This window comes from Caproicibacter sp. (assembly GCF_046707225.1).
Classification (GTDB): domain Bacteria; phylum Bacillota; class Clostridia; order Oscillospirales; family Acutalibacteraceae; genus Caproicibacter.
Genome location: NZ_JBJKOP010000029.1, coordinates 115,623 through 141,794 on the forward strand (window position 1 = coordinate 115,623; position 26,172 = coordinate 141,794).

The following is a 26,172-nucleotide window of genomic DNA, read 5'->3' on the forward strand; positions in this document are numbered from 1 at the left end:
ATATGAGTATTGAAACAGCATTTTTTGAATTATCCGCCGGACGCGCGGATCAGCTCCCAGCTTCAACCCTGCCGGAAATTGTTTTTTCCGGCAGGTCGAACGCGGGAAAATCTTCTTTGATTAACCGCTTGCTTTCCCGAAAGTCGCTGGCGAGGACCAGCTCGGCTCCGGGCAAGACAGCCACGATTAATTTTTACAATCTGGGATTCTGCCGGTTTGCCGACCTTCCGGGGTACGGTTACGCAAAGGTTTCGAAATCCGAAAAGCTTCGGTGGGCGGAACTGGCGGAAGGCTATTTTCATCAGACGAGGGATATCCGCCTGGTTGTGCAGCTGATGGATCTCCGGCACGCACCGACGCAGGACGATCTTCAAATGGTCCGCTTTCTGACCGACAGCGGCATTCCCTGCCTGATAGCCGCCACAAAGTGTGACAAGCTCAACAAAACCGGACGCAGAACCCAGGAAGAGATGTATCGCAGCGAGTTTGCCGCCCGTCCTGAAATCGTGGTGGTACCCTGTTCCGCCGTGAACGGGGAGGGCGTCGATGCGATTCTTGAAAGGATTTTGTCGGCTTGTGATATTGCGGATAAGCAATGATAAGGATCGATCCTGTTTGACTTTTATGCGCTGAAATGATATTCTGATAAAGTTGGGAGAGTGGTTGAATTGAACTCAAAGTTGAAGGACGACAGCGTCGATTTTTTATTCAGCGCAATTCTTACATTGAAGACGCCGGAAGAATGCTATGCGTTTTTTGAAGACCTTTGCACGGTTCCGGAAATCAAGGCGATGTCGCAGCGGCTGTGGGTCGCGCACATGCTGAGCAATAAAAAGGTTTACAGCGATATTGTTGCGACTACGGGAGCCTCAACGGCCACGATAAGCCGTGTAAACCGTTCCCTTCATTACGGCTGCGACGGTTACAATATGGTTTTTCAGAAGCTGGAAGACAGCGAGAAAGCCAAATAAGATGGGATATGCGACATTTGCGCGTTATTATGACTCGTTGATTGCGGGAGTTTCCTACGGGGAACGCGCCGATTACCTTTTCAGTATTTTCGGCCGCCTTGGTCATCAGCCGGGTCTTACGCTTGACCTTGCCTGCGGTACGGGCAGCCTGACTTTGGAACTGGCCCGGCGCGGTGTTGATGTCGTCGGTCTGGATGCTTCCGCCGACATGCTGACGCTTGCGCAGCAAAAGCTTTCCGCGGCGGGATATTCCGTGCTGCTGTTAAATCAGAGAATGGAAGAACTGGAGCTCTGCGGCCCGGTGGATACGGTTGTCAGCTCTCTCGATTCCGTCAATCATTTGGAAACGCAGCAGCAGGTCTCTGAAACGTTTCGCCGGGTCTCAGCTTGCCTGAACCCGGGCGGATGCTTTGTTTTTGACGCGAATACCGTGTACAAGCACCGGGAAATCCTCGGCAGCCACACGTTTGTGTATGATTTAGGCAGCCTGTTCTGCGTGTGGCAGAACGCGTTTGAGGCCAAGACAAACCGGGTTGCCGTTTCACTGGATTTTTTCGAGCGGTTCGGAAGCGCCTATGAGCGCTCTTCCGAACGATTTTATGAGCGTGCTTATGATTCCAAGACGCTGTGTTCTCTCCTGGAACGCGCGGGGCTTCATGTTGCGGGCGTCTGGGCGGATCAAAGCTTTTTGCCTCCGTCGGATAAGACGGACCGAATGGTTATCGCTGCAGTAAAATAGGTCCTGCGCAGAGTATTGGCACGGATGAATTTTTTCTTAGAAGCATAATGAATAAAATGGTAAAAAACTTGAAAAAAAGTAGTTTTTCCTGTTGACAACTGCGGATAAATATTGTATTATATAACACGTCGCTGATGAAACGGTGCGAACAGTCGGGAGCATAGCTCAGCTGGTTAGAGCACCTGCCTTACAAGCAGGGGGTCATAGGTTCGAGTCCTATTGTTCCCACCATTTCAGATGGCTCGGTAGTTCAGCTGGTTAGAACGCTAGCCTGTCACGCTAGAGGTCGTCGGTTCGATCCCGATCCGAGTCGCCATATTTGCCTCTGTAGCTCAGTCGGTAGAGCAGGGGACTGAAAATCCCCGTGTCGGTGGTTCGATTCCGCCCGGAGGCACCAAAATGCGAACGTAGCTCATCTGGTAGAGCGCCACCTTGCCAAGGTGGAGGTAGCGAGTTCGAGCCTCGTCGTTCGCTCCATTTTTGGCGTCATAGCCAAGTGGTAAGGCAAGGGTCTGCAAAACCCTCATCCCCGGTCCGAATCCGGGTGACGCCTCCAAAATGATTTGAAAGCCTCAAAACCTTAGTGGTTTTGAGGCTTTTTGTCAATGACTCTGATGTTTTTTCTCTCCCGGATTCAGAATGAAGGAATCGGTGGTGGTAACATGGTGCTGGATTTAAACGGTTCATGGAGGATGCGCAGGGTGGGGCAGCCCGAATGGAGGAACGCCCGGGTTCCCGGCTCGGTTTGTTCCGATTTGCTGGACGCGGGTCTCATAAAAGATCCGTTTTACGGAACCAACGAATCTGACACGCTGAACATTTTCGACGGCGATTTTGAATATCGGCGCTCGTTTCTTGTCGACGAAGAATTGCTTCGGCATGACAGGGTACAGCTTTGCTGCGAGGGGCTGGATACCCTTTGCACGCTTTCTGTCAACGATTGCCTTTTGGCGAACACCGACAATATGCACAGAACCTATGAGTTTGACTGTAAGAAGATGCTCCGGTTAGGGGAGAATATAATCGACGTTATTTTCCATTCCCCGACCCGGTTCGTTGCGGAAAAGCAGCGGGAGCAGCCGCTTCGCAATTCGGAAGAGGCTTACAGCGGCGGAATTTCGCATCTGCGCAAAGCGCATTATATGTTCGGGTGGGACTGGGGCCCGATGATTCCGGACATGGGAATTTGGCGGAATATTATGCTGATCGGCCGCGATCATGCGTATATCAGGGATTATTCCGTTTCTCAGGTTCATCAAAGTTCAAGCGTGGCGCTGAACATCTCCGTATCCCTTGAAAAATGGGCCGGGGATGATTTCCAAGTCAAAGCCGTGCTGACATCCCCCGAGGGGAGTATTCTGGCAAAGCGGACGGTCAGCTTGGGCGAAAGCAATTCCATTCCCCTTTCGGTGAAGGAACCGCGCCTGTGGTGGCCCAACGGCTACGGCGAACAACCGCTTTACAGGGTTTCTCTTTTCCTGTATGAGGAGAAACGCAAGCTGGGCGAAAAAGAGTTTCGGCTCGGGCTGAGGACGCTGAAGCTGGTCAGGGAGCGGGATCAGTGGGGAACATCATTCGCATTTGAAATCAACGGCGTAAGGATTTTTGCAATGGGAGCGGACTATATTCCGGAGGACAATCTTCTTTCCCGCAGGAACAGAGCCCGAACTGAGAAATTGATCCGGAGCTGCGTTCGCGCCAATTTCAATATGATCCGCGTCTGGGGCGGCGGAATCTATCCTGACGACTATTTTTACGAGCTGTGCGACCGTTACGGGCTTCTGGTCTGGCAGGATTTTATGTTTGCGTGCGGGGTATATGACTTTGACGAAAAATTTCGGGACAGTGTCAGACATGAGCTGGAGGACAATATCAAACGGATTCGCGGACATGCGTCGCTTGCGCTTTGGTGCGGCAACAACGAAATGGAATGGATGTGGGTTCAGAACTGGAAAAACGAGACGTCGCTGAAACGGTATCGGATGGAGTATCAGGAGCAGTTTGAAAAGAGTCTGCCGGAATTTGTCTCCCGGCTGGATCCCGATACCCCGTATTGGCCATCTTCGCCGTCGTCAGGCGGTGATTTTCATAATCCTAATGATGAGAACAGGGGAGATATGCATGACTGGGACGTCTGGCACGGGAAAAAGCCGTTTACGGATTACCGGTCGGTTATTCCGCGCTTCATGTCGGAATTCGGCCTCCAATCCTTCCCAAGCCTGAAAACCGTAAAAACGTTTGCTTCTTCGGAGGAGTGGAACATTTTTTCGCGTGTTATGGAATCGCATCAGAAAAGCGGAACGGGCAATGAAAAAATACTCTATTATATTTCTCAGTATTTCAGGTATCCCGGCAACTTTGATTCGCTGCTTTACCTTTCCCAGTTAATTCAGGCGGAGGGAATTCGGTATGGGGTGGAACACTGGCGACGCAGCCGCGGAAGGTGCATGGGCGTGATTTACTGGCAGCTGAATGACTGCTGGCCTGTCGCCTCGTGGTCCGGCATCGACGGATGCGGCCGGTGGAAGGCACTGCATTACACAGTGAAACGGTGTTTTGCTCCGGTTCTTGCCAGCGCCTGTGAGGAAGGGACGCGGGTTTCTCTTCATGTTTCCAATGAATCGAAAACTTCCGTAACAGGCTGTTTGGAATGGAAGCTGATGACGCCGGATTCAGCGGTGCTTGAGAGCGGTGAAATGACTGTTTGTTCGGAACCCCTTTCCTCAAAGCAATGCGCAAGCCTGGACTTTTCACGGCAATTTACGACGGAGGAGAAAAAGTACGATGTTTATCTGGAGTATTTGTTTAGTGTTGGCGGTAAGCGGGTGAGCGGGGGAACCGTTCTGTTCTGCAAAGCAAAACACTTTCATTTCCATAATCCCGCAATTAAAACGGACATCACGGAGAAGGAAGGCCGATTTTTCATTCGCCTCCGGGCTGATGCGTTCGCTAAATTTGTGGAACTCGATTTGAAGCACTGCGACGCGGTTTTCAGCGACAATTATTTTGATCTCTCCGCCCATACCGACCGGATCATCGCTTTGAAGAAAACGGAACTCGACGTTCCGCTGAATTCGGCGCGGCTTGCCGAAGAGCTGTCGGTCAGGAGCGTCTATGACACTTATGAGAAGTTTTAATATTTCCCGCGCGTGAAACAAAGCCCCGGCGGAATCCTTTCGGACTCCACCGGGGCTTTGTCAGCCGACGCCGGACTTACAGCCAGCGAAGCAGTTTTTCATGGTCCTTCTTTTTCACTTTCGGTGTTTCACCGTCGGGATAGCCCAGAGCAATCAGGGCAATCAGCTCTTCCTCAGGCGGAACGTTCAGAATGGCAGAGGCTTTGTCGATGTCGAATACGCCTAGAATGACGGTTCCAATCCCGTGATCCTTTGCGGCCAGACAAAAAGTCTGGCAGGCAACTCCGCAGTCGAAAAAGGTGTAGCCGTCTCCGTATTTTGTGGAAGGAGAACCGTCGCGCTCAAACCCGCTTCTTTTTTTCACGGCGGTCACAGCAACTGCCGCAGGTGCGCCGCGCAGAATCCTGGAATTGAAATCAGGCGTCGCTTCTTCGGCGAGCCTGTCCAGAATTTCTCTGCTGTCAATGACGGCATATCTTGTAGGCTGCGCGTTTTTCCACGACGGAATCTGGCCGGCCAAGTCTACCAGTTTCGTAATCAGGTCCCTGTCAATCGGTTTCGAAAGGAATTTTCTCACGCTTTGTCGTTCTTCTATACAGGAAATCGCATCCATGAACTTTCCTCCTTTATTGGCCCTATTGTACCACTTCCGGCGAACATTGAAAAGCGATTTCCTGTTTTGCCCGAACTGCATGGAAAAGATAGCTCAGAGGTTTAATAGATTTCAGCCTGCATCGCCGCGGAATACCGCCGCGTAAGATCAAATACGGGAAGGCCGGAGGAATCCGTGAACTGCTCGGGAGCGGTATGTATGACCCCCATACCGAGGAACATTTCCTTGATCCATTCGGCTTTCTTTAGCAGCTCCTCTTCGCTTTCCTGCATTCCGTTGCCAATCCACCGAATGATGTAGCTGACAAACGCGTTCGTGAAAAAATCGAGCAGAAACTGCTTTTCCTCCGGATTTACGGAGAGACCGCAGCACGCATCTTCATAGATCATGCCGATCCAGCGATAAAGGATGGGGTACAGAAATTTTTCCACCGTCTCTTTCCGCAGCGAACGGTTAATATTTCGCAGAAAGGCCTTGTTCTGCCTGGAGTAGCGCAGCACGTCGATCAGGGCGTTTTTCCAGCTGTAGCGATTGACCCCGTTCACCTGCTTGAAAATTTCATTTTGATAAATCCATTCCAGCAGTTGATAGATGTCTTTAAAGTGGTAATAGAAGGTCTGACGATTCAATCCGCAGTGGTCGGTAACATTTTGAACGGTTATTTTTCGAAACGGTGTGGTTTTCATTAAGTCTTTCAGGGAGCTTGCAAGCAGTTGCTTGGTGTGAGTCATACGTTCCATTAAATTCCTCCTGATGCCGACTGCTTTTTGGGATATAACAGGAAATGCCGTCCCGTCAGCCGTGTACAGCGGACGGGACGGATATGGACGATTAAATTAAAACTGTACAAAGGCGGGAGTTTCCGCCGGCGCGCCGAGAAGTTGTTTCAGTTCGTCATCCAGCTTCAGGAGGGAAATGGAACATCCGCCCATTTCAAGGGAAGTCATGCCGTTTCCGACGTAAGTTTTTACAATTTTGATGCCTTTTTCGGCAAGAACTTCGGCTACCCTCCGGTTCACAATAAACAGCTCCATCAGCGGTGTCGCGCCGAGGCCGTTGATCAATACCGCCGTCTCATCCCCTGGGGAAAGCTGCAGGTCGTCGAATATTTTTTCAAGAAGGCGGTCGGCAATCCGGTCGGCTGTTTGAAGGGGTTCCCTCTGAATGCCTGGCTCCCCGTGGATTCCCATGCCGATTTCCATTTCGTTTTCTTTCAGCACGAAACTTGGTTTGCCCGCTTCCGGTACCGTGCAGGGAGAAATCGCCATGCCCATGGAACGCACATTGGCAATTACCTTTTCAGCGACGGCTTTTACCTCGTCCAGTGTACCGCCGGATTCTGCTTTTGCTCCGGCAATCTTATGGACGAAAAGCGTTCCGGCGATCCCTCTGCGTCCGCTGGTGAACGTGCTGTTTTCCACCGCCACGTCGTCATTGACCACGACCTTTTCCACACGGATGCCTTCGGCGTCGGCCATTTCAGCCGCCATCTCGAAGTTCAGAACATCTCCCGTGTAGTTTTTGATAATCAGAAGAACACCCTTGCCGCCGTTTACCGCTTTGACGGCTTCGTAAATCTGATCCGGTGTGGGGGAGGTAAAAACGGCTCCGGCCACGGCGGCATCCAGCATGCCGCGCCCGACATAACCGCCGTGCGCGGGTTCGTGGCCGCTTCCGCCTCCGCTGACGAGGGCAACCTTCTCAGCCGGAGCTTTTGTCCGCGTGAGCACGTTCAGGCCTTCCAGTCGACGAACGTACTGCGGATAGGCGCACACCATGCCGTCCAGCATTTCATCCACAACATCCGCGGGATGATTGATAATCTTCTTCATAAAGTTCAACCTCGCTTTCTTTTATTCCGCGGCGTAGAGCCGCAAATCCTTTTAACATGCAGGTTGCTCGCACCGGAGCGGCCTTGGCCGCGTTGATTTTTTACGTAAAATGATCATAGCTTATTGGCATTGCAGGCTTCTTTCGCGGCCGAGACGACTTCTTTTGGAGAAGCGCCGGTTGAAGCGCATATGGCCGCGGTCATGGTTCCTTCTACCAGAGGTGCGTCTGCAATCAAAACGCGGCCGCGCTGCTCGTCGTCCAGAAATTCCAGCGCGGTTTCCGTACTGAGAACGGCGCTGCCAAGGTCGAGGAGGACAACGGCACCGTCTCCCGTATCCGCCAGCCGGATGGCGTGCTCAATCCGTAATGCGTCCGTGCCGATTTTGTGGTCCGCGACGCCGCCGGCAGCTTCGATCCTGACAGCCTCTCCTGCGATCTGCTTTGCAAGGTCGCGCACGCCCTCCGCGATCTTTTCGCTGTGTGACACAATAACAAGTCCTACCATATTTATTACTCCTTGTGATTCTTTTGAGCGTATTGAAGCAGGGCGTTCAGGATAATCCACACCGATGTGGCCCCGGGGTCCTGGTGGCCGATGCTTCTTTCCCCCAGGTAGCTGGCACGTCCTTTTTTGGCCGGGATGGTTTTGGTGTATTCAACGCCCCTTTTCGCTGCGTCGCGCGCGGCTTCCAGGCATTCCGGAAAATCTCCGCCGTTTTTCAGGGTATCCTCAAAGGCGCGATAAGCGGGTTCCAGAGCGTCCACCATGGTTTTATCACCTTCCGCTGCCTTGCCGCGCTCTTCCACTCCGTTAACAGCCGCACGAAACATGGAGAGCGCAAGATCGGGATTCAGCATGTCGCCTTCCCCTACTGTCTTACCGGCGCGCAGAAATGCCGTCCCGTAAAGCGGGCCGGAGGCGCCGCCTACCGTTGAAATCAACGTTAAAGCTACCTGCCGGAGCCCGGAGGACAAATCGGCCGGTTCAGCGGAATTCAGCTTGGCCATGACGGCGTCAAAGCCTCTCGCCATGTTGATTCCGTGGTCGGCGTCGCCGATTTCGCGGTCAAGATCCGTCAGATAATCTTTATTGGCCTTGATGGCACTTGCGATTTCTTCCATCGCGCCTTTTAATGAGCCTTTCATCATAAACAGTCCTTTCTGGTAAACATACGAAATAGATTGATTTTTAAGCCCTGTATATTTTATTACGAAGTAGTCTTTTTCATTACTTAACGATGAGCTTTCTGTCGGCATTATCAATAATTTTCATGCTTGTTTCCATCCCACAATCATATAATACTCTAGATCGGCAGAGAAGTAATTAGACAAATTCCTTTATTCGTATAGACAAACGCGGAATATTGTGTATTTACAGAAGCGAGATTCAATGCTAGGATGATGTCAAGATATTTTATGCAATTTGCATAAAATTGAATTCTTCTATGCGGATAGAAAGGGAGGAATTGTAAATGGGTCGGTATATCATGGCATTGGATGCCGGAACGACCAGCTCTCGCTGCATTCTGTTTAACGAAAAGGGCGAGATGATCAGCGTGGCTCAGAAGGAGTTTACGCAGTACTTTCCAAAACCAGGGTGGGTGGAACATGATGCAATGGAAATTTGGTCCACGCAGATCGGGGTTGCCCAGGAGGCAATGTACAAAATCAACGCAAGCGCGAAGGACATTGCGGCCATCGGAATTACAAACCAGCGTGAAACAACCATCGTCTGGGACAAAAAGACAGGCGAACCGGTCTATCATGCCATTGTATGGCAGTGCAGGCGCACGTCCGAATACTGCGACAGTCTGAAAGAAAAGGGCATGACGGACATCTTCCGCCAAAAAACCGGCCTTGTCATCGACGCTTATTTTTCGGCAACCAAGTTAAGGTGGATTCTGGAAAACGTGCCCGGTGCCCGCGAAAGGGCGGAAGCGGGAGAACTGCTGTTCGGGACGGTGGACAGCTGGCTGATCTGGAATCTGACCAAAGGGAAAGTACATGTAACGGATTATTCAAACGCGTCGCGTACCATGCTGTTTAATATACAGGAATTGAAGTGGGACGAGGAAATCTTAAAGGAATTGAATATCCCGGCCTGCATGCTGCCGGCGGTCATGCCGTCGAGCTGTGTCTACGGGGAAACGGATCCCACGATTTTCGGCGGCCCGATTCCGATTGCAGGCGCGGCGGGCGATCAGCAGGCAGCTCTTTTTGGTCAAACCTGTTTCTTGGCCGGCGAAGCTAAAAATACATATGGAACAGGCTGCTTCCTGCTGATGAACACGGGGGAAAAGCCGGTTTATTCCAAGAACGGGCTGGTCACTACCATTGCATGGGGGCTTGACGGAAAAGTCAATTACGCGCTGGAAGGCTCCATCTTTGTCGCGGGCGCGTCCATTCAGTGGCTTCGCGACCAGTTGCGGCTGATTGACAGCTCTCCGGATTCGGAATACATGGCGAAAAAGGTTAAGGATACAAACGGTGTCTATGTGGTTCCGGCGTTCACAGGCCTTGGGGCGCCCTACTGGGATCAATATGCCAGAGGCGTGATTGTCGGGCTGACAAGAGGAGCTAACAAGTACCACCTGATCCGTGCGACGCTTGAATCGCTGGCCTACCAGACGCTGGACGTGCTGAAAGCAATGGAACAGGATTCAGGAATCAAACTGAATTCGCTCAAGGTGGACGGCGGAGCCTGCGCAAACGACTTCCTCATGCAGTTCCAGTCCGATATGATCGGCGCGCCGGTACGCCGCCCGGTATGCGTGGAAACGACAGCGATGGGAGCCTCCTACCTGGCGGGACTCGCAGTAAAATACTGGTCTGGAAAAGAAGAAGTGATTCAGAACTGGCGCATCTCCAAAGTCTTTGAACCCGCTATGGAAGACAGTGAGCGTGACGAATTGGTTAAAGGTTGGCATAAGGCGGTAAAATGTTCTCTCGGCTGGGCAAAAGATTAAATGATTCATTCGAAAATATAATAGATTGAAATTGAGGTGTATGATAATGTTACCGTATATTGGGGAATTTGTCGGCACAGCAATTCTTATCATTCTGGGCGACGGCGTCGTTGCCAATGTTACCCTGAATAAATCAGGCATGAAGGGCGGCGGATCCGTACAGATCACCATTGCATGGGGCCTTGCCGTCATGCTTCCGGCGTTCGTGTTCGGCGCGGCGTCCGGCGCGCATTTTAATCCCGCGCTGACCATTGCCCTTGCCGCGGCAGGCAGCTTTGCCTGGAGCATGGTGCCGGGGTATATCGTGTCTCAGATTTTGGGCGGTTTCTGCGGCGGACTGATTGTCTATGCGCTGTTTAAAGACCAGTTTGACGAGACCGAGAGCCAGGCCACCATTTTGGGATGTTTTTCGACCGGCCCGGCTATCCGCAACCTTCCCCGCAACTTTCTTTCGGAACTCGTCGGAACCTTCCTTCTTGTCTTTACCATTATGGGAATTGGCAACGTAAAGGGAGCGGGCGGCGTCGGCCTGAATTATCTGCTGGTTTTCGGAATCATCGTTTCAATCGGTATGTCCCTCGGCGGCCTGACCGGATACGCGATCAACCCTGCACGTGACCTTGGTCCGCGTCTGGCGCATGCGGTGCTGCCCATTAAGAATAAGGGCGGCTCCAACTGGAGCTACGGTTTGATCGTCCCGATTTTTGGGCCAATTGTGGGCGGCCTGCTGGCGTGCCTGCTGTTTAAAGTGATTCCCTGGTAATTCGTATTACTTCCGTCCGGTAACAGTGAAAGAAGCAGGGGCAAACATCGTCCTGTCTACCCCTGCATTCTTTTGCGGTTTTTTAGAAAATGAAACAGTATTTCGCATCAGAGCGAAACAAAAAAAGGTTGGTGTTCATGGTCATGCTGGATGTACTGATTATCGGCGGCGGGGTTGTGGGATGCACAACGGCGAGAATGCTGGCCGGGTATCAACTGAAAACAGCTTTGCTGGAAAAGGCTTCCGATATCTGCGAGGGGGAGAGCAAGGCCAATACGGCGATCGTCCACGGCGGATATGATGCGAAGCCCCACACGATGAAAGCAAAATATAATGTTATGGGAAACGGCATGTTTCAAAAAATGTGCTCTGAACTGGACGTGCCGCTGAAGTGGAACACATCCCTGGTCGTCGCTTTTTCAGAGGATGGAATCCCCAAACTGGAAGAACTGAAGCATCAAGGGGAAATGAACGGCGTGCCAAACCTCAGCGTGATCGGCAGAGAGGAACTCAGAAAACGGGAACCCAATATCAGCCCCGCGGCCTGTGCCGCGCTTCTGGTAGAAACGGGAGGCATTGTATGCCCCTATGAACTGACGGTGGCAAATGCGGAAAACGCGGCGGAAAACGGGGTCCGGTTTTATCGCAATGCGCCGGTTACGGGAATCCAGAAAGGGGAAGACTGCTGGATTGTGCAAAGCGGCGCGGGAACTTTTACCGCAAAAGCGGTTGTGAACTGTGCTGGGCTTTACTCTGATGAGATCAATAATATGGTTTCTGAGGACAAGATTCACATCCTGCCGCGCAGAGGGGAATATTATATCCTCGATAAAAAATATGCCGATGTTTTTCATGCCTCTGTTTTTCAGCTGCCTACGAAAATGGGAAAGGGTATTCTGGTCACGCCGACTGTGGACGGAACGATTTTAGTCGGTCCTACGGCGGAGGACCTCGACGTGCGGGACGACACCCGCACAACTTCGGAAGGACTGGCAAAAGCGATTCGGTTCGGTAGTCTTACGTGGGAGCATATTCCGATGCGGGACGTCATTACGACGTTCTCCGGCATTCGCGCACACTGCGACCGGGATGATTTTGTCCTGGGGGAGGCCCCTGACGCTCCGATGTTCTTTAACGCTGTGGGAGTGGAATCTCCCGGATTAACCTCTTCGCCCGCGATCGGCCGTTATCTGGCGGATTTAGTCGCGGAAAAGCTCCATGCGAAGGTGAATCCGAATTACAATCCGATTCGTAAAGGAATCCCCAAATTCAGGGAAATGACCAATGAGGAACGGGCAAAGGCGATTGCCTCCAACCCGGACTATGCGAAAGTCGTTTGCCGGTGTGAAACTGTTACGGAGGCGGAAATCAGGGAAGCGATTCGCAGGCCTGTGGGAGCCAGAACCATCGATGGGATCAAACGCCGGACCAGAGCCGGAATGGGAAGATGCCAGGCCGGATTCTGTACGCCGCGGACTGTTGAAATTCTAAGTGAGGAGCTGCATATTTCTCCGCTGGAAGTGACAAAGTTCGGTGGAAACTCAAAGCTGCTTTCCGGCAATCTGTTTCAAAAGGGGGATGAGGCGGAATGAGAACGGTCGATATCCTGATTGTGGGCGGCGGCCCGGCCGGTCTTGCCGCGGCGGTATCCGCCTATGAAAGCGGATGCAGGAGCATCCTGATTCTGGAAAGGGAAGAGGCTCTTGGCGGAATCCTGAAACAATGCATTCATAACGGCTTCGGACTGCATACGTTTCACGAAGAGCTGACCGGCCCGGAATATGCCCAGAAATACATCGACAAAGTTGTCGAGTACCAGATTTCCTATCAGTGCTGCACCATGGTTCTGGATATTACGGAAGAACGGGTGGTCACTGCGGTCAGCAATGTGAACGGCTTGCAGCAATTTCAGGCAAAATCCGTGATTTTGGCAATGGGCTGCAGGGAGCGTCCCCGCGGCGCGCTCGCCATACCGGGCTGGAGATGCTCCGGAATCTATACCGCCGGGACGGCGCAGAAATTTGTAAACCTTGAGGGAATCATGCCGGGCAAAAAGGTGATGATTCTCGGCTCCGGCGACATCGGTCTCATCATGGCCCGCAGAATGACCTTTATGGGGGCGAAAGTACTTGCCTGCGTGGAACTGCTGCCGTATTCCTCCGGACTCAAGCGAAATATTGTACAGTGTCTGGATGATTACGGGATTCCATTGCTTTTGAATCACACGGTCGTCGATATTTCCGGCAGCGAACGTCTGGAGGGCGTGACGGTTGCGGAGGTTGACCCCGAGACGAAACAGCCGATTCCGGGGACGGAAACATATTATGAATGCGATACGCTGCTCCTTTCCGTCGGGCTGATTCCGGAAAACGAACTCAGCAAGCTGGCGGGCGTGAAAATTTCGCCGGCAACGGGCGGAGCGGAGGTCGACGAAAATCTGGAAACATCGGTCCCGGGGATTTTTTCCTGCGGCAATGTGCTTCATGTGCATGACCTGGTGGACTTTGTGTCTCAGGAGGCGGAGAAGGCGGGCAAAAGAGCCTTTCAGTTTGTCCAGGGGCAGTTGGAGGAAAACGGAGCCCGGATTCCCGTCACGGGGGGCTTCGGCGTGGCCGGAGCGGTGCCGCAGGTTCTTCATGCCGGATCCGGCGACAGCCCGGTTACACTGATGTTTCGCCCGAAAGGGGTTTACCGGAACGCTAAAATCGGCGTAAGCGCGGAAGGCACGGAACTGTATTCCAGAAAATACCGTATTCTGACTCCCGGCGAGATGGTCAGTCTGGAGCTTGGGCCGGAGCTTCTCAGCAGGGCTGCCGGAGCAAAAGAACTTACGGTGAAAGTGGAGGCCTGACAGATGCGGAAGGAAATTACTTGTATTGGCTGCCCGATGGGCTGCCGGATGACGGCCGAGGTGGAAAACGGCAAAATTCTGTCGGTGGAAGGATATTCCTGCAACGTCGGGAAAAAATACGCGCAGGAAGAGCTGACTGTTCCGAAAAGAATGGTCACTTCTTTGGCCCATGTTCGCGGCAGCAGCCGGCCTTTGCCGGTCAGAACATCCGCTCCGATTGAAAAGAGCAAAATCTTCGACTGTCTCAGGGAAATCAGAGCCTGCGAAATCACGCCGCCCGTTAAGATCGGCGACGTCATCATTTCCCACGTCTGCGGGACACAGGCCGATATTGTGGCGACCAGAGAGGTTTTCTGACCGATGTGAGAACCCCCGCGGAAAGAAAAGGTTCTTTCCGCGGGGGTTCTCTTTGCTATGAGTGTTTTATGGAAAACTTTTTCTCCGTACCGTTTTTTAGCCGCTCCAGATTTGCCCGGTGTTTATACACCAAAAGCCCGGCAAACAGCATGGAAAAAGCGGTTGTAATCCATACGTAGGAAAGCGGCGCGGCACCCGGTTTGCAGTCGCGGAAATAAGAGAACAGGAAATTAATCAGCGGGAAAGACAGAGCGCCGCAGATGGAAGAGATGGAAACAATCCTTGTAAAGAAAAAGACAACGGCGAAAATCGAAACCGCGATCAGAAAATACCGCCAGTCCAGAAAAGCAATGATGGCGGCGGAAGCAAGCACGCCCTTGCCGCCCCGAAAATGAAAATAAAGCGGGTAGATATGCCCCACGACGCACGCAATGCCTGCCAGATAGGCGCCGTACTGAATAAAATACTCCGGCAAATGGTATTGAAGGCAGAGATGTTGAAACACGGTCCTGCCGATCAGCACCGAAGCGGCGCCCTTTGAAAAATCGAAGATGAACGTGAGAATTCCCGCTTTGACGCCGACACAGCGAAGCACGTTTGTCAAACCGGCGTTTCCGCTGCCAAGGGTTCGAATGTCCTTACGGCCGCAAAACAGTTTTGTAAAGAGAATGGAAAAACTGATGCTTCCCAAAAGATATGAAACAGCGGCAACCAGCATCGACGGCAAGGCGAAGATCACAAATTCCTGCATTCGAATTCCTCCCTGTACATGAACAGATTCATTTTTTGACCGCTTCATCGGTACGGGTTAATGTATGGCAAAAAACCGGCAAATACCGGCGCGGTCTTTTCTATATCTATGTACCATTCCAGAATATTATAATATCACATAATTTTAATATTTCAACAAATAATGTTGTATATATTTAATAAATTTAAGAACCGTCCGGCTTCTTTGTTGATGCCGGACGGTTCCTGGGTTATCGGCTGTGCCTGCGTTCCTTTTGATAGAAGAGATAGGAGAGGGAAATCAGAAGGATCAGGCCGGCGGCCGTGAAAAAGCCGATTCTGTAATCCCCTACCCCAAGACTGAAAAAGATAAGAACGGCGATGACCGCAAGAGACATATAAGCCCCGCCTTTGCCCAGAATCATCGGAGAAGTAAACTGTTCTTCCGGATGCCGGCGTTTCAGCCACAAAAGGAAGATAATCAGATTAATCGTCCAGCTGAAAAAGGAAAAGTAGGAACAGGCGGAGATCAGATAATTGAACAGCTTCGAGCTCAGTACAAAGGAAAGTCCGACCACGGAAAGGGAAAGCAGGCCGGTCAAAATCCAGGCGTTCCGGAAAAAACCCTTTCGGTTTGTTTTTCCAAAGGCTTTCGGGGCTTCTCCGGCGTCGGAAAGAGAAAGCAGAATCTGTACACTCCCGAAATAGGTTCCAAGCATGACGGAAACGGCAGCGATAAAAATGGCGGCGTTGATAATCGCCGACGCCCATCCCAGACCGATCACGGAAAGAGACTGGACAAGCGGGGAAATTCCGGTGTTGACAGTTTTCCAGTTCACAATACAGATGATCAGGAACATTGCCGCCACATAAAACAGGATGATACTCGCGATCATCAGAATGGTGGCGGCCGGAATTTCTTTTTTGGGCTTTTTCACCTTTGCGGTTGCCATAGCGACCGTGCTGATTCCCGCGTAAGCAAATACGGCGATCAGCATGGATTGAAAGAAGCCGGAGATTCCGGTGGGAAAGAATGCTTGCAAGGAAGAAAAGGGATTGGTTTTCACGGCTATTCCGTTTGATGCGACAAATCGAATGGCGGCGATAATAAAAAACAGAAGCGCGGAGATTTTCAGCACGGCCATTACGGATTCCACCAGACTGAATTTATTCGTATTCAGCCTGTTGATTAAAATTACAAGAATCGTAATGGAAAACGCGGATACGGCAACGCTTACTTTTGGGAGCCAAAACCGTATGAAGATACCCGCCGCCACAGCTTCCGACCCAATTGCCAGCAGGTTGGCGATATAGAGCACCCAGCCCATTGTAAATCCGGCGTATTTCCCCAAAAACTGTTCCGCATACACTTTAAAAGAGCCGGTCACAGGCCGGTTGATGCTGATGCTTGTGATGGCGCCCAGAACCTGAGAAACAACAAGCCCGCTCAGCAAAAAAGAAAGAATTACGGACGGGCCGGCCTGTCGGATGGAAATTGCGGAGCCCAAAAAAAATCCGGAGCCGATAATTCCTCCGACGCCAAGACCCGCAAGGCTGTAGGTATTTAATTTTTTTTCCTGAGGACCGGTGTCCCGGTTGCTGTTTTTAACGCTTTGCATACAATCTCCTCATTTTATCACTTGGACTTTAGTATAAGCGATTTCAGCCTGATTATGAAAAATCCTGTGACAAATCACAGTGCCGTCAAATCGGCCTTGACAAAAGAGACTAAAAAGGTATATAATCAAATCACAGAATAAAAGGTAAATATATCTGAATGATATGTATTAGAAATTCGGGAGTGTCCCAATGAACAAGAGTGAAGAAATTGAGACCAGCATTTTTAAAAGATACCGAAGAAGAATATGGATACCGTTTTTGACCGCGGTGAAAGAGTACCGGTTAATTCAGCCGGGCGATCGGGTTGCCGTCTGCATTTCGGGCGGAAAAGACTCGATGCTGACCGCCAAGTGCATGCAACATTTACAAAAGTACAGCGAATTCCCGTTCGAGGCGGAATATTTGGTGATGGACCCGGGCTATAACGAGGAAAACAGACGGCGGATCGAAGAAAATGCCGCGCTTCTGAATCTTCCGATTAAAATTTTTGAAACCAAAATATACGACATCGTTTCACGGATGGAAGGCTCGCCGTGTTATATTTGTGCGAGAATGCGCAGGGGACACCTTTACAAGCACGCGCAGGAGCTTGGGTGCAATAAAATTGCCCTTGGGCATCATTTTGACGACGTGATTGAAACGACCTTGATGAGCATGCTGTACGGGGCCGAAATCAAGACGATGATGCCGAAACTTCACAGCAAGAATTACCCGGGAATGGAATTGATCCGGCCGATGTATCTGGTTCATGAAGCGGACATTATCAGCTGGCGTGATTCCAATCAGCTCGGCTTTATCCGGTGTGCCTGCCGCTTTACGGAAAACTGTGAGTTGAACGGCGGCAGCTCCAAACGAAAGGAAACAAAGGAGCTGGTCGAACGGCTCAGAAAGATAAATCCGGGGATCGACCAAAATATTTTTCACAGTGTTCACAATGTTAATCTGGATACGGTCCTCGGATACCGAAGCGGTGGAAAAACGCACAGTTTTCTGGATGATTACGACCGGAAGGAAAATAAAAACGACGAAGAGGGGAATCCTGTTCGGTAGCGATTCATTCGGATTTTGTTTTTTAATGTCATAAGGAGCATATTGTTATGAAATTTTGGAATAAAATAAAAAAATCAATCAATCGGTCATTGGAAAAGATGGCAAAGGAAAATAAGAAAGAATTCGGCGACGGTGTTCCCGATTGCTGCAAGATGAACCGGCAGGGCGGCAATAAGCCGGGGAATCGGTAATTTTCCGTGCAGAAGGGAAGATACTTATGGTTAGAAAGGAAACGATAAAAATTTCAGGCATGTCCTGCGCGGCCTGCGCGACAAGAATCGAAAAGGGGCTGCGAAGGGTGGACGGAGTAAAGTCCGCAAACGTCAATCTTGCGATGGAACGAGCTACCGTGGAATACGACGACGGCGAGGTTGACCCGGAAAGGCTGGATGGGACGGTCGAAAAGCTGGGATATTCCGTCATCCGCGATCAGGAGCGGCAGACAGGTAAAACCGTCCTCAATATTTCCGGAATGTCCTGCGCGGCTTGCTCCGCCAGAATTGAAAAAAAACTGAGCAGAATGGATGGCGTTAAAAATGCCGGCGTGAACCTGACGACGGAAAAGGCGACAGTGGAATTTGATCCGGCGGCTGTGAAAATATCGGACCTGGTCGGCGCGGTCGAATCCCTCGGGTACGGCGCGGAGCAGGCGGAAGAGGTTTCTAAGGATCACGAGAGAGAAGCCAGGGAAAAAGAAATAAACAGTCTGAAATATTCCCTGATTGCATCCGTTATCCTGAGTTCCCCTTTGCTGTTGGCCATGATTTTTTCCATGATCGGACTGCATGCGCCGCTTTTACAAAATCAATACTTTCAATTAATCGTTGCCACGCCGGTTCAGTTTGTAATCGGATTTCGGTATTACCGCAACGCGTATTATGCGCTTCGTTCCGGAAGTGCCAACATGGATGTGCTGATCGCTATGGGCACGTCTGCCGCGTATTTCTTCAGCCTTTATAACGTTTTCTTTGAGGCCCCGGCTGCAAACGGCCATAAAGACCTCTATTTTGAGGCCGCGGCTGTTGTGATTACCCTGATCCTTTTGGGCAAATATTTTGAAGCCGTTGCAAAAGGGAAAACGTCGGAAGCAATTAAAAAGCTGATGGGGCTGCAGGCAAAAACCGCCCGGGTAATCCGGAATGGAAAAGAAGCGGATATTCCGGTCGAGGAAGTCAGAATCGGGGAACGCATCATTGTCCGGCCCGGCGAACGGATTCCCGTCGACGGGAAAATCGTGGAGGGCTCTTCCTCCATTGACGAGTCCATGCTTACGGGCGAGAGCATTCCGGTGGAAAAGAAGCCGGGCGATCTCTGCATCGGCGCGACCGTCAACAAATACGGAACCTTTACGTTTGAAGCGTCCCGCATCGGCAGGGATACGGTTCTTGCCCAAATCGTCAAGATGGTGGAGGATGCGCAGGGTTCCAAGGCGCCTATTCAGAAAATTGCAGATCGTGTTTCCGGCGTTTTTGTTCCAACCGTCATCGGGATTGCCGTCGTGACGTTCTTCGCATGGTTTTTATCGACCGGCGACCTGAACCAGTCCATTGTCAGTGCGGTTTCGGTCCTGGTCATCGCCTGCCCGTGTTCGCTAGGGCTTGCGACGCCCACGGCGATCATGGTCGGTACCGGCCTTGGGGCGGAAAACGGGATTCTCATCAAGGGCGGAGAGCATCTGGAAACGGCGTACCGCCTGAACGCCATTGTCATGGACAAGACCGGGACTATCACCAAAGGCAAGCCTGAGGTGACCGATCTGGTTGTACTCGGAGATTTAGATAAAACGGAGCTTTTAAAGCTTGCGGCTTCAGCGGAAAAGCGTTCGGAACATCCGCTCGGCGTTTCTATTTATGAGTACGGCAGAGATCATTCGGAATCCGTGGCGGATCCTTCTCAATTTGAAACGATTCCGGGCCGCGGCGTCCGAGCCGTTGTGGAAGGAAAGAATGTCCTTCTGGGCACACGCAAATTGTTGGAAGAAAACGGAATTGATGCTTCCGGTGTCGCGGCCGTTCTGGAAAAGCTGGAGAATGAAGGGAAAACAGCCATGCTGATGACGGTTGACCGTCAGGCGGCAGCGGTATTTGCGGTTGCGGATACGCTGAAAGAGCATTCCGCAGAGGCAATTCGAGAACTTCAGGAGATGGGCGTCGACGTCTATATGATCACGGGAGACAACCGCAGAACCGCCGGCGCCATCGCAAAACAGGTCGGCATCGAGCATGTCCTTGCGGAAGTCTTGCCGGAACACAAGGCGGAAGAGGTAGAAAAGCTCAAGAAGTCCGGAAAAGTGGTTGCCATGGTCGGGGACGGCATCAACGACGCTCCCGCGCTTGCCACGGCGGATATCGGCATGGCGGTCGGCACCGGGACGGACGTCGCGATGGAGGCCGCGGATATTACCCTGATGCGCGGTGATCTGCGCACCATTTCTGCTGCGATCCGTCTTTCCAGACGGACGATGCGCAAAATCCGGCAAAATCTGTTCTGGGCATTTTTCTATAATGCCATCGGAATTCCGTTTGCCGCTTTCGGATTTTTAAATCCGATGATCGCCGGCGCGGCGATGGCTTTCAGCTCCGTGTCGGTCGTCACCAACTCGCTGAGTCTGAAACGGTTTCGGCCGATGGAACGGTCCGTCAAAAATTAAAGGAGGAATTCAAAATGTCAAAAGCTGAATTGGTTCTTAATGTCAATGGAATGTCCTGCAGTCACTGTGAGCACGCCGTCAAGACGGCGGTGGGTGCTCTGGACGGCGTGGAAAGCGTCGCCGTGGATTTACAGGGGAAGAAAGTTACGACTCAATACGACCCCGCAAAGGTCAATCCGGATCAGATTCGCAATGCGATCGAGGATCAGGGATACGACGTAGTCTGAAAAGGGACATCATCTATTCTTGTCAGCCCCGAAAGAGGTACTTGAAAAGTCGGCCGGCGAACCGGCTTTTCAGACTGACCTCAGGGGCTGTTTTTATGCGATGATCTCTTTGCGGCTGAATCCGATCGACGGCAGCTTTGGTGGGCGTCGAGCCAAAAATGAAAGGCGCGAGATGAAAATTCACCCCGCGCCTTTCTTATGCCTATCGGATTTCGATCAGAATTTTGCCCGCAAGCTTGCACTTTTTCAGGTTTTGCCCCGATGTGCAGCGGATTCTTCCGCTTTCACATAGATGATCGAATTGGCTTCTGGAAACTCCGAGTTTTTCACGGATGGCTGTTGCCGCTTTAGATTCGGAGGGCCATTCGGCAGTCAGCTCGATGTCAACCGGCTCGGTGAAATCAATCACATTGCCAAGAATTTCAATTTCCGGAATTCCCGGCTCGGCGCCGTTCTTTTTGAGCAGCGCCGTGTCTGTCGCGTAGCGCATTGCCAGGTCTTCGTCATTTGAGTGAAACCCCTGAAGCAAATCCGGCGCCAGCGCGCTGGGATGAACGCGGGATAGGATCGTACAGTTCCATGTTGTATCGCAGTTTTGGCACTTGAAAATCAGCCAGACGTCCAGCGCTTTCTGCTGAGCATTTACCCGAAAAAGGCCGCTGGAGACAAAGGCGGTCTTGGTACCGCAATGCTTGCAGTACTTAACCGCTGCCGGCGTACTGAGATAACGCGCCGTCCATGTTATTTTTTTCAAATTTAATTTTCCTTCCTGTAATGAGCGTTTTCATCAGGAAGGAGCTAAAAGGCGGACTGTAAACATAAAGATTTCTCATAAGTTTTCCTCCTGCAAACAAGAAAAAGCCGCGTCAAGGCACAGATACCCTGACGCGGCTTCCGGTTTTTCAAAAATTACAGCCAGTAACGGCTTTGAATCCAAACCAAAAATCCGGCAATATCCATTAACCCTTAAAATTGCCTAACACAAACAAGCCGCGCAGCACGCAGCAAGTTTTACAAGGCATATTTCTTTGATTAACGGATTGTAGACATTGGTAAGCTCCCATCGGTTTGAATTCCGAATACCAGTATAGAGCCGGAAAGATTGGACGTCAACTGTTTTCTGGATAATTTCCAGGTTCTCTTGCTGAAAATGCACTCCGGCGGCGGTCGCTTGTTTTCTTATATTTTCCAGATTCCGCTTTTCAAACGGTCCAGCCTGTCCGCCAGCGGCCGGAATAAAAATAACGCGGTGATAAAGTTTGACGCTCCGTGAGCCAGGTCGAACGGGATTCCGCTGATCAGATAGGTCAGCGCATAGACCGGTCCGAACAAAACCAGTTTGATCCCGCCGGAGGGCAGGTCGAACAGCAGGCCGAACAGGCCGAGCAGGACGGCGGCACGCAGTTCCCCGGAACTCTTTTTGAGAAAGACGCGCGTCAGAACCGTCAGCAGCGGCCAGTTGATGTAATAGAGGACGATCCAGTCACCCGCCCCGTAATATGCGCTTTCCAGCACGGTAATGCTGGTGAAAACCAACGCGGCGGCAATGCCTCTGCCGAACCCCGCTACCACGGTGAAAACGGCAAGGAGAAGCGAAACAAGCTCCACGCCAATGACGGGGGCAAGCACCAGCTTGACCCCAAAAGTCAGCGCGGCCCATACGCCGATCAGCGTAATGTCCCGAATCGCGGGCGTACCCTGCTTCATAAGGACGTTAAGGTGAAAGTGTAAATTTTTCCGTTTTCCAGCGGCAGCTGGGAAACTCCCACCGTCGCGTCGGTTCCGTCCACTTTAAGATTGAAATATTCTTTTGCGGGGTCGGCTTTGACTCCAAGCATTCCGGAGATAAATTTACCGTATTGGCTGTCTTCCATTTCGGTTTGCAAATCACCCTTTTCATCGTTCAGCAGTTCGGAAACGTAGGATTTGTCCGTCTTGTACTGAAAGGTGCGGTCAATGCTTTTCGACGGGATCACTACTTCGATTTTTACCGACTTTTGTCCGCCCTGCGCTTTTGGCGCGAGAAAAGTCAGATACCCCACAAAAATCAGGGCGCATACGGCAAGTACCGCGGCTGAAATTCCAATTTTCTTTCTCATAACAATTCCCCTTGATTGATCGAGCAGTATTTTCATAGAAGGCGATTCTTTGTAGCTCTGTCAATTATAAACGGACGGAAGCGCGAAAGCAAGAAAAGAACTTTTCACAGGGAAGCATTGACTTGAAACACCGGGTCGGTTATAATAAAGAAAATTCAATCGTACAAAACGCGATGACAAAGAAAGTAAATCACCCGGAACGTCACACAGAGAGCATTCCACGGCAATAGCCGGGCTGTAAGGAAGCTGGCGCGGGTAAGATTGAACATCACTTTTGAGCGGCGCACCGAGACGGATTCCGTTTAGGCTGCGACGGGGGTTCCCGTTAACGAAACAGGGTATGCGGGCAAGTGCTGCGCGGTCGTACCCGATAAGGCCCGATGCCGTAAGGCGCGGGTGAACGGAAGTGGTACCACGGGATTACAGTCTCGTCTTCTTTTAGGAGAAGACGGGATTTTTGTTTATCTGACGAGAAGCAATTGGGAAGGGAAGGGCGTTTTGTGGGGAAGGAAGAAAAAGAAGTGCTTCGCTACCTTGGCTACCGGGGAAGTCCCGCAGGGGAAGAAGTGCGCCGCAAAGTTTGGTACTGCCTTGACGAGTTGACGAAAACATGTCCCGGCAGAAGCATTTGCCGTCGCTTTCCCGTTGCTTTTTCGGACGGTTCCCTAACGGTCGGGCGGCTGGAAATCAAAAGCCGTGATTTGAGAAGGCATCTGACCGGATGCACGGAAGCGTATTTGTTTGCCGCTACGCTTGGGCCGCAGGCCGACCTCCTGCTGGAGCGATATTCGAAAACGGATATGAGCCTTGCGGCAGTCTTTCAGGCCGCGGCCGCCGCAAGAATGGAGAGCTACTGCGACCGGCAGCAGGAAATTCTGGCGGAGGAGGCGGGACAGGACCTGCATCTCAGGCCGCGGCACAGTCCGGGCTACGGGGACTTTTCCATCCGCCACCAGCGGGACATTCTGCAGATTCTTGATTGTCCGAAACGGATCGGGTTGTCTATGACGGAAAGTTTTCTGCTGGTACCAACCAAGTCGGTGACGGCGGTCATTGGGATAACGGCGGACAAAACGAGCTGCCACATTGGAAAGTGCATGGAATGCGGCGCACAAAACTGCCCGTTCAGAACGGAGGGAACAAATGAATCTGAAACATGATCTGGGACGGCGCATGATTTTTTTTGACGGAGGCATGGGCACTCTTCTTCAGGCAAACGGCTTGGGGGCCGGGGAACTGCCGGAACTATGGAATCTTGAAAAGCCGGATTTGATCGAAGGCATTCACCGACAGTATATTGAGGCCGGAGCGGATCTTTTAAAAACAAACACCTTCGGCGCAAACCGAATCAAGCTGCGCGGCAGCGGGCATGGGGTGGAAGAAATCGTCTCCGCGGCGGTAAGACTGGCAAAAGCGGCGGCAGAAAAAACAGGCGCGCTGGTCGCTATGGATATCGGGCCTACGGGGAAACTGATGAAGCCGATCGGAGACCTTGCGTTTGAAGAGGCCGTATCGGTTTTTGCGCAGGCCGCCGCCGCAGGGGAAAAAGCGGGCGCCGACCTGATTTTGATCGAAACAATGGGTGATACGCTGGAATGCAAGGCGGCTGTTCTCGCGGCAAAAGAAAACACGTCTCTGCCCGTTTTCGCTACCATGATCGTCGACGAAACCGGACGCCTGCTGACCGGCGGGGATATTCCGGCGTTTGTCGCTTTGCTGGAGGGCCTCGGCGTTGACGCGCTGGGTTTGAACTGCGGATTCGGGCCGGACCAGATGAAAAGGTTTCTTCCTCGGCTTTTGGAATGCTGCTCGGTTCCTGTCGTTGTGAACCCGAACGCCGGACTGCCCCGTGTCGTCGACGGAGAAAATGTGTATGACGTCACCCCGGAGAAATTTGCCGCCGATATGAAAGAAATTGCGGAAAGCGGCGCCTGGGTCGTCGGCGGGTGCTGCGGCACGACTCCGGAATATATCCGCGCGGTGACAAAACAGTGCGCGCGGGTCGTACCGAAGCCGATTACGAAAAAGGAGATTACGGTTGTATCCTCTTATTCCCGCACGGTGATGTTTAGGGAGCGGCCCGTGCTGATCGGAGAAAGAATCAACCCGACCGGCAAAAAACGGCTGAAACAGGCGCTTCGGGAAAACGATATGGATTATTTGCTTCGGGAAGCCGTTACCCAGCAGGAGAACGGAGCCCAGGTGCTGGACGTGAACGTCGGCCTGCCGGAGCTGGATGAAACGGCGGTGCTCAGCCGTGCGGTTCGGGAAATTCAGGGTGTCACCGGCCTGCCGCTTCAAATCGATACCTCCAGTCCGCAGGCAATGGAAGCAGCCATGCGGGTTTATAACGGAAAACCGTTGGTGAATTCGGTCAACGGCAAGGAGGAATCCATGAGGGCGATTTTTCCGCTGGTCAGGAAATACGGCGGCGTGGTCATTGCCCTGACGCTGGATGAGAGCGGAATCCCTGAAACGGCGGAGGGCAGGTTCCGGATTGCCGAAAAAATCCTTTCCGCCGCCCGGGAATACGGGTTGGAGAAAAAAGACCTGGTGTTTGACCCGCTTGCCATGACCATCAGCGCCGGGCAGCAGAACGCCGCGGTTACGCTCGAGGCTCTTCGTCTGATTCGGGACCGCCTTGGGGCGCATACTTCGCTCGGCGTCTCCAACATTTCCTTCGGGCTGCCCGGGCGCGAACGAATCAACGCGGCGTTTTTTGTCATGGCGATGCAGAACGGCCTTGGCGCCGCGATCCTCAATCCGGGTTCTGCGGCAATGATGGACGCGTATCGCTCATTTTGCGCACTCAGCGGGGCGGACGACCGCTGTATGGAGTATATCGGACGGTATTCTCAGCAGGAGGAGATAAAACCCGCGGCCCCGGTCGGCGGAGAGGCTGCGCTGAGCGACGCGATTCTTCGCGGCTTGAAAGAAAGCGCGGGTTCCGGAGCGTCCCGGCTTTTAGCGTCGAGGGAGCCGCTTGAAATCATCAATACCGAAATGATTCCGGCCCTCGACCGGGTCGGAAAGGATTTCGAAAAAGGAACCCTGTTTCTTCCGCAGCTGTTAATGAGCGCGGAAGCCGCCAAATCCGCGTTCGAGGTTCTGAGGGCAAAAATGAGTGAGAGTGGTCAGACGGAGAAAAAGGGGAAAATCATTCTGGCCACGGTAAAGGGTGATATTCACGACATTGGCAAAAATATTGTGAAGGTGCTGCTCGAAAATTACGGATTCGACGTACTCGACCTCGGACGAGACGTCGCTCCCGAAACAATTGTGGAAACAGCGGTCGCTCAAAAGGTGCGCCTGGTTGGCTTAAGCGCACTGATGACCACCACGGTTGTCAATATGGAGGAAACGATCCGTCAGCTGCGAACAGCCGTTCCCGATTGCAGGGTAATGGTCGGCGGCGCCGTTCTGACGCAGGAATACGCGGAACACATTCACGCGGATTTTTATTCGCCGGACGCGATGGGCTCCGTCCGATATGCACAGAAAGTATTTTCCTAACGTGTATTTTCAGGCAGACGGCGAGAAATCGCCGTCCCACACATAATGAACTGC

At 52.0% G+C, this 26,172-nt stretch carries 25 protein-coding genes and 5 tRNA genes; 20 read left to right on the forward strand and 10 right to left on the reverse strand.

From position 1 onward, the window contains the following. The first annotated feature begins 2 nt into the window (after positions 1–2). The 9 genes from yihA to ACLQ3M_RS05540 all read left to right on the forward strand — a co-directional run bounded on the left by yihA (position 3) and on the right by ACLQ3M_RS05540 (position 4,847). The gene (gene yihA / locus ACLQ3M_RS05500) at positions 3–599 is read left to right on the forward strand and encodes a ribosome biogenesis GTP-binding protein YihA/YsxC (protein WP_411676695.1); all 597 of its coding nucleotides are present in this window, start codon (positions 3–5) and stop codon (positions 597–599) included. 69 nt (positions 600–668) lie between these two features. After that, entirely contained in the window at positions 669–971 is a 303-nt protein-coding gene (locus ACLQ3M_RS05505; protein ID WP_411676696.1) for a YerC/YecD family TrpR-related protein, read from the forward strand. 1 nt (position 972) lies between these two features. Then, the gene (locus ACLQ3M_RS05510; protein ID WP_411676697.1) at positions 973–1,710 is read left to right on the forward strand and encodes a class I SAM-dependent DNA methyltransferase; all 738 of its coding nucleotides are present in this window, start codon (positions 973–975) and stop codon (positions 1,708–1,710) included. Between the two features lie 154 nt (positions 1,711–1,864). Next, positions 1,865–1,941 (forward strand) — tRNA-Val (locus tag ACLQ3M_RS05515). An 8-nt stretch (positions 1,942–1,949) separates the two neighbouring features. After that, positions 1,950–2,026: transfer RNA gene (locus ACLQ3M_RS05520), tRNA-Asp, on the forward strand. A 5-nt stretch (positions 2,027–2,031) separates the two neighbouring features. Beyond that, positions 2,032–2,107: transfer RNA gene (locus ACLQ3M_RS05525), tRNA-Phe, on the forward strand. Positions 2,108–2,111: 4 nt separating this feature from the next. Further along, a tRNA-Gly gene (locus ACLQ3M_RS05530) sits at positions 2,112–2,187 on the forward strand. A gap of 5 nt (positions 2,188–2,192) precedes the next feature. Further along, positions 2,193–2,266, forward strand: a tRNA-Cys gene (locus ACLQ3M_RS05535). A 49-nt stretch (positions 2,267–2,315) separates the two neighbouring features. Next, positions 2,316–4,847, forward strand: a complete 2,532-nt coding sequence (locus ACLQ3M_RS05540) for a beta-mannosidase (protein WP_411676698.1) — start codon at positions 2,316–2,318, stop codon at positions 4,845–4,847. Positions 4,848–4,923: 76 nt separating this feature from the next. Here ACLQ3M_RS05540 and ACLQ3M_RS05545 read toward each other — a convergent pair whose 3' ends face one another. The 5 genes from ACLQ3M_RS05545 to dhaL all read right to left on the reverse strand — a co-directional run bounded on the left by ACLQ3M_RS05545 (position 4,924) and on the right by dhaL (position 8,442). Next, positions 4,924–5,460, reverse strand: coding sequence for a nitroreductase family protein (locus ACLQ3M_RS05545; protein WP_411676699.1), 537 nt, complete (start codon positions 5,458–5,460; stop codon positions 4,924–4,926). 101 nt (positions 5,461–5,561) lie between these two features. Then, positions 5,562–6,200, reverse strand: coding sequence for a TetR/AcrR family transcriptional regulator C-terminal domain-containing protein (locus ACLQ3M_RS05550; protein ID WP_411676700.1), 639 nt, complete (start codon positions 6,198–6,200; stop codon positions 5,562–5,564). 96 nt (positions 6,201–6,296) lie between these two features. Continuing rightward, on the reverse strand, positions 6,297–7,292 hold the full coding sequence (gene dhaK / locus ACLQ3M_RS05555) for a dihydroxyacetone kinase subunit DhaK (protein WP_411676701.1): 996 nt from the start codon (positions 7,290–7,292) through the stop codon (positions 6,297–6,299). Between the two features lie 113 nt (positions 7,293–7,405). Next, on the reverse strand, positions 7,406–7,798 hold the full coding sequence (gene dhaM, locus ACLQ3M_RS05560; protein ID WP_411676703.1) for a dihydroxyacetone kinase phosphoryl donor subunit DhaM: 393 nt from the start codon (positions 7,796–7,798) through the stop codon (positions 7,406–7,408). A 5-nt stretch (positions 7,799–7,803) separates the two neighbouring features. Continuing rightward, positions 7,804–8,442: a dihydroxyacetone kinase subunit DhaL gene (gene dhaL / locus ACLQ3M_RS05565; protein ID WP_411676704.1), complete on the reverse strand. Its 639-nt coding sequence runs from the start codon at positions 8,440–8,442 to the stop codon at positions 7,804–7,806. A gap of 323 nt (positions 8,443–8,765) precedes the next feature. On the opposite strand from dhaL, the gene glpK reads away from it, so the two are divergent. From glpK to ACLQ3M_RS05590, 5 genes are all read left to right on the forward strand, one after another. Then, positions 8,766–10,259 (forward strand): glycerol kinase GlpK, encoded by a 1,494-nt coding sequence (gene glpK / locus ACLQ3M_RS05570; protein WP_411676705.1) that lies wholly within the window; start codon positions 8,766–8,768, stop codon positions 10,257–10,259. Positions 10,260–10,305: 46 nt separating this feature from the next. Further along, positions 10,306–11,022, forward strand: a complete 717-nt coding sequence (locus tag ACLQ3M_RS05575; RefSeq protein ID WP_411676706.1) for an MIP/aquaporin family protein — start codon at positions 10,306–10,308, stop codon at positions 11,020–11,022. Positions 11,023–11,165: 143 nt separating this feature from the next. Then, on the forward strand, positions 11,166–12,614 hold the full coding sequence (locus ACLQ3M_RS05580) for an NAD(P)/FAD-dependent oxidoreductase (protein WP_411676707.1): 1,449 nt from the start codon (positions 11,166–11,168) through the stop codon (positions 12,612–12,614). After that, positions 12,611–13,873, forward strand: coding sequence for an NAD(P)/FAD-dependent oxidoreductase (locus ACLQ3M_RS05585; protein ID WP_411676708.1), 1,263 nt, complete (start codon positions 12,611–12,613; stop codon positions 13,871–13,873). Before ACLQ3M_RS05580 ends, ACLQ3M_RS05585 begins: the two co-directional genes overlap by 4 nt. A gap of 3 nt (positions 13,874–13,876) precedes the next feature. Continuing rightward, a complete protein-coding gene (locus tag ACLQ3M_RS05590; protein ID WP_411676709.1) occupies positions 13,877–14,230 on the forward strand; it encodes a DUF1667 domain-containing protein in 354 nt (117 codons plus the stop codon). Positions 14,231–14,285: 55 nt separating this feature from the next. On the opposite strand, the gene plsY is transcribed toward ACLQ3M_RS05590, so the two are convergent. Together plsY and ACLQ3M_RS05600 are read right to left on the reverse strand one after the other, a co-directional pair. Beyond that, the gene (gene plsY / locus ACLQ3M_RS05595) at positions 14,286–14,981 is read right to left on the reverse strand and encodes a glycerol-3-phosphate 1-O-acyltransferase PlsY (RefSeq protein WP_411676710.1); all 696 of its coding nucleotides are present in this window, start codon (positions 14,979–14,981) and stop codon (positions 14,286–14,288) included. Between the two features lie 229 nt (positions 14,982–15,210). After that, positions 15,211–16,578, reverse strand: a complete 1,368-nt coding sequence (locus tag ACLQ3M_RS05600; protein WP_411676711.1) for an amino acid permease — start codon at positions 16,576–16,578, stop codon at positions 15,211–15,213. Between the two features lie 190 nt (positions 16,579–16,768). Here ACLQ3M_RS05600 and ACLQ3M_RS05605 point away from each other — a divergent pair, with 190 nt between their 5' ends. Genes ACLQ3M_RS05605 through copZ form a run of 4 tightly spaced genes read left to right on the forward strand, consistent with a single transcriptional unit; the run spans position 16,769 to position 20,506 of the window. Continuing rightward, positions 16,769–17,629: an ATP-binding protein gene (locus ACLQ3M_RS05605; RefSeq protein ID WP_411676712.1), complete on the forward strand. Its 861-nt coding sequence runs from the start codon at positions 16,769–16,771 to the stop codon at positions 17,627–17,629. A 47-nt stretch (positions 17,630–17,676) separates the two neighbouring features. Continuing rightward, positions 17,677–17,820, forward strand: a complete 144-nt coding sequence (locus tag ACLQ3M_RS05610) for an LDCC motif putative metal-binding protein (protein WP_411676713.1) — start codon at positions 17,677–17,679, stop codon at positions 17,818–17,820. Between the two features lie 26 nt (positions 17,821–17,846). Next, positions 17,847–20,279 carry a heavy metal translocating P-type ATPase gene (locus tag ACLQ3M_RS05615; RefSeq protein ID WP_411676714.1) on the forward strand — a complete coding sequence of 811 codons (2,433 nt, stop codon included), beginning with the start codon at positions 17,847–17,849 and terminating at the stop codon, positions 20,277–20,279. 14 nt (positions 20,280–20,293) lie between these two features. After that, positions 20,294–20,506 (forward strand): copper chaperone CopZ, encoded by a 213-nt coding sequence (gene copZ, locus ACLQ3M_RS05620; RefSeq protein WP_066644141.1) that lies wholly within the window; start codon positions 20,294–20,296, stop codon positions 20,504–20,506. A gap of 202 nt (positions 20,507–20,708) precedes the next feature. On the opposite strand, the gene ACLQ3M_RS05625 is transcribed toward copZ, so the two are convergent. From ACLQ3M_RS05625 to ACLQ3M_RS05635, 3 genes are all read right to left on the reverse strand, one after another. After that, positions 20,709–21,260: a DUF1062 domain-containing protein gene (locus ACLQ3M_RS05625; RefSeq protein ID WP_411676715.1), complete on the reverse strand. Its 552-nt coding sequence runs from the start codon at positions 21,258–21,260 to the stop codon at positions 20,709–20,711. Positions 21,261–21,685: 425 nt separating this feature from the next. Next, a complete protein-coding gene (locus tag ACLQ3M_RS05630) occupies positions 21,686–22,213 on the reverse strand; it encodes a hypothetical protein (RefSeq protein ID WP_411676716.1) in 528 nt (175 codons plus the stop codon). After that, positions 22,210–22,605 carry a hypothetical protein gene (locus ACLQ3M_RS05635; protein WP_411676717.1) on the reverse strand — a complete coding sequence of 132 codons (396 nt, stop codon included), beginning with the start codon at positions 22,603–22,605 and terminating at the stop codon, positions 22,210–22,212. The genes ACLQ3M_RS05630 and ACLQ3M_RS05635 overlap by 4 nt, the downstream gene beginning before the upstream one ends. A 500-nt stretch (positions 22,606–23,105) precedes the next feature. Between ACLQ3M_RS05635 and ACLQ3M_RS05640 the strand changes: the two genes are divergently transcribed. Both ACLQ3M_RS05640 and ACLQ3M_RS05645 read left to right on the forward strand, forming a co-directional pair. After that, a complete protein-coding gene (locus tag ACLQ3M_RS05640; RefSeq protein ID WP_411676718.1) occupies positions 23,106–23,765 on the forward strand; it encodes a vitamin B12 dependent-methionine synthase activation domain-containing protein in 660 nt (219 codons plus the stop codon). Further along, complete coding sequence (locus ACLQ3M_RS05645; protein WP_411676719.1) at positions 23,749–26,118, forward strand: homocysteine S-methyltransferase family protein; 2,370 nt, start codon at positions 23,749–23,751, stop codon at positions 26,116–26,118. Before ACLQ3M_RS05640 ends, ACLQ3M_RS05645 begins: the two co-directional genes overlap by 17 nt. The last annotated feature ends 54 nt before the right edge of the window (positions 26,119–26,172 follow it).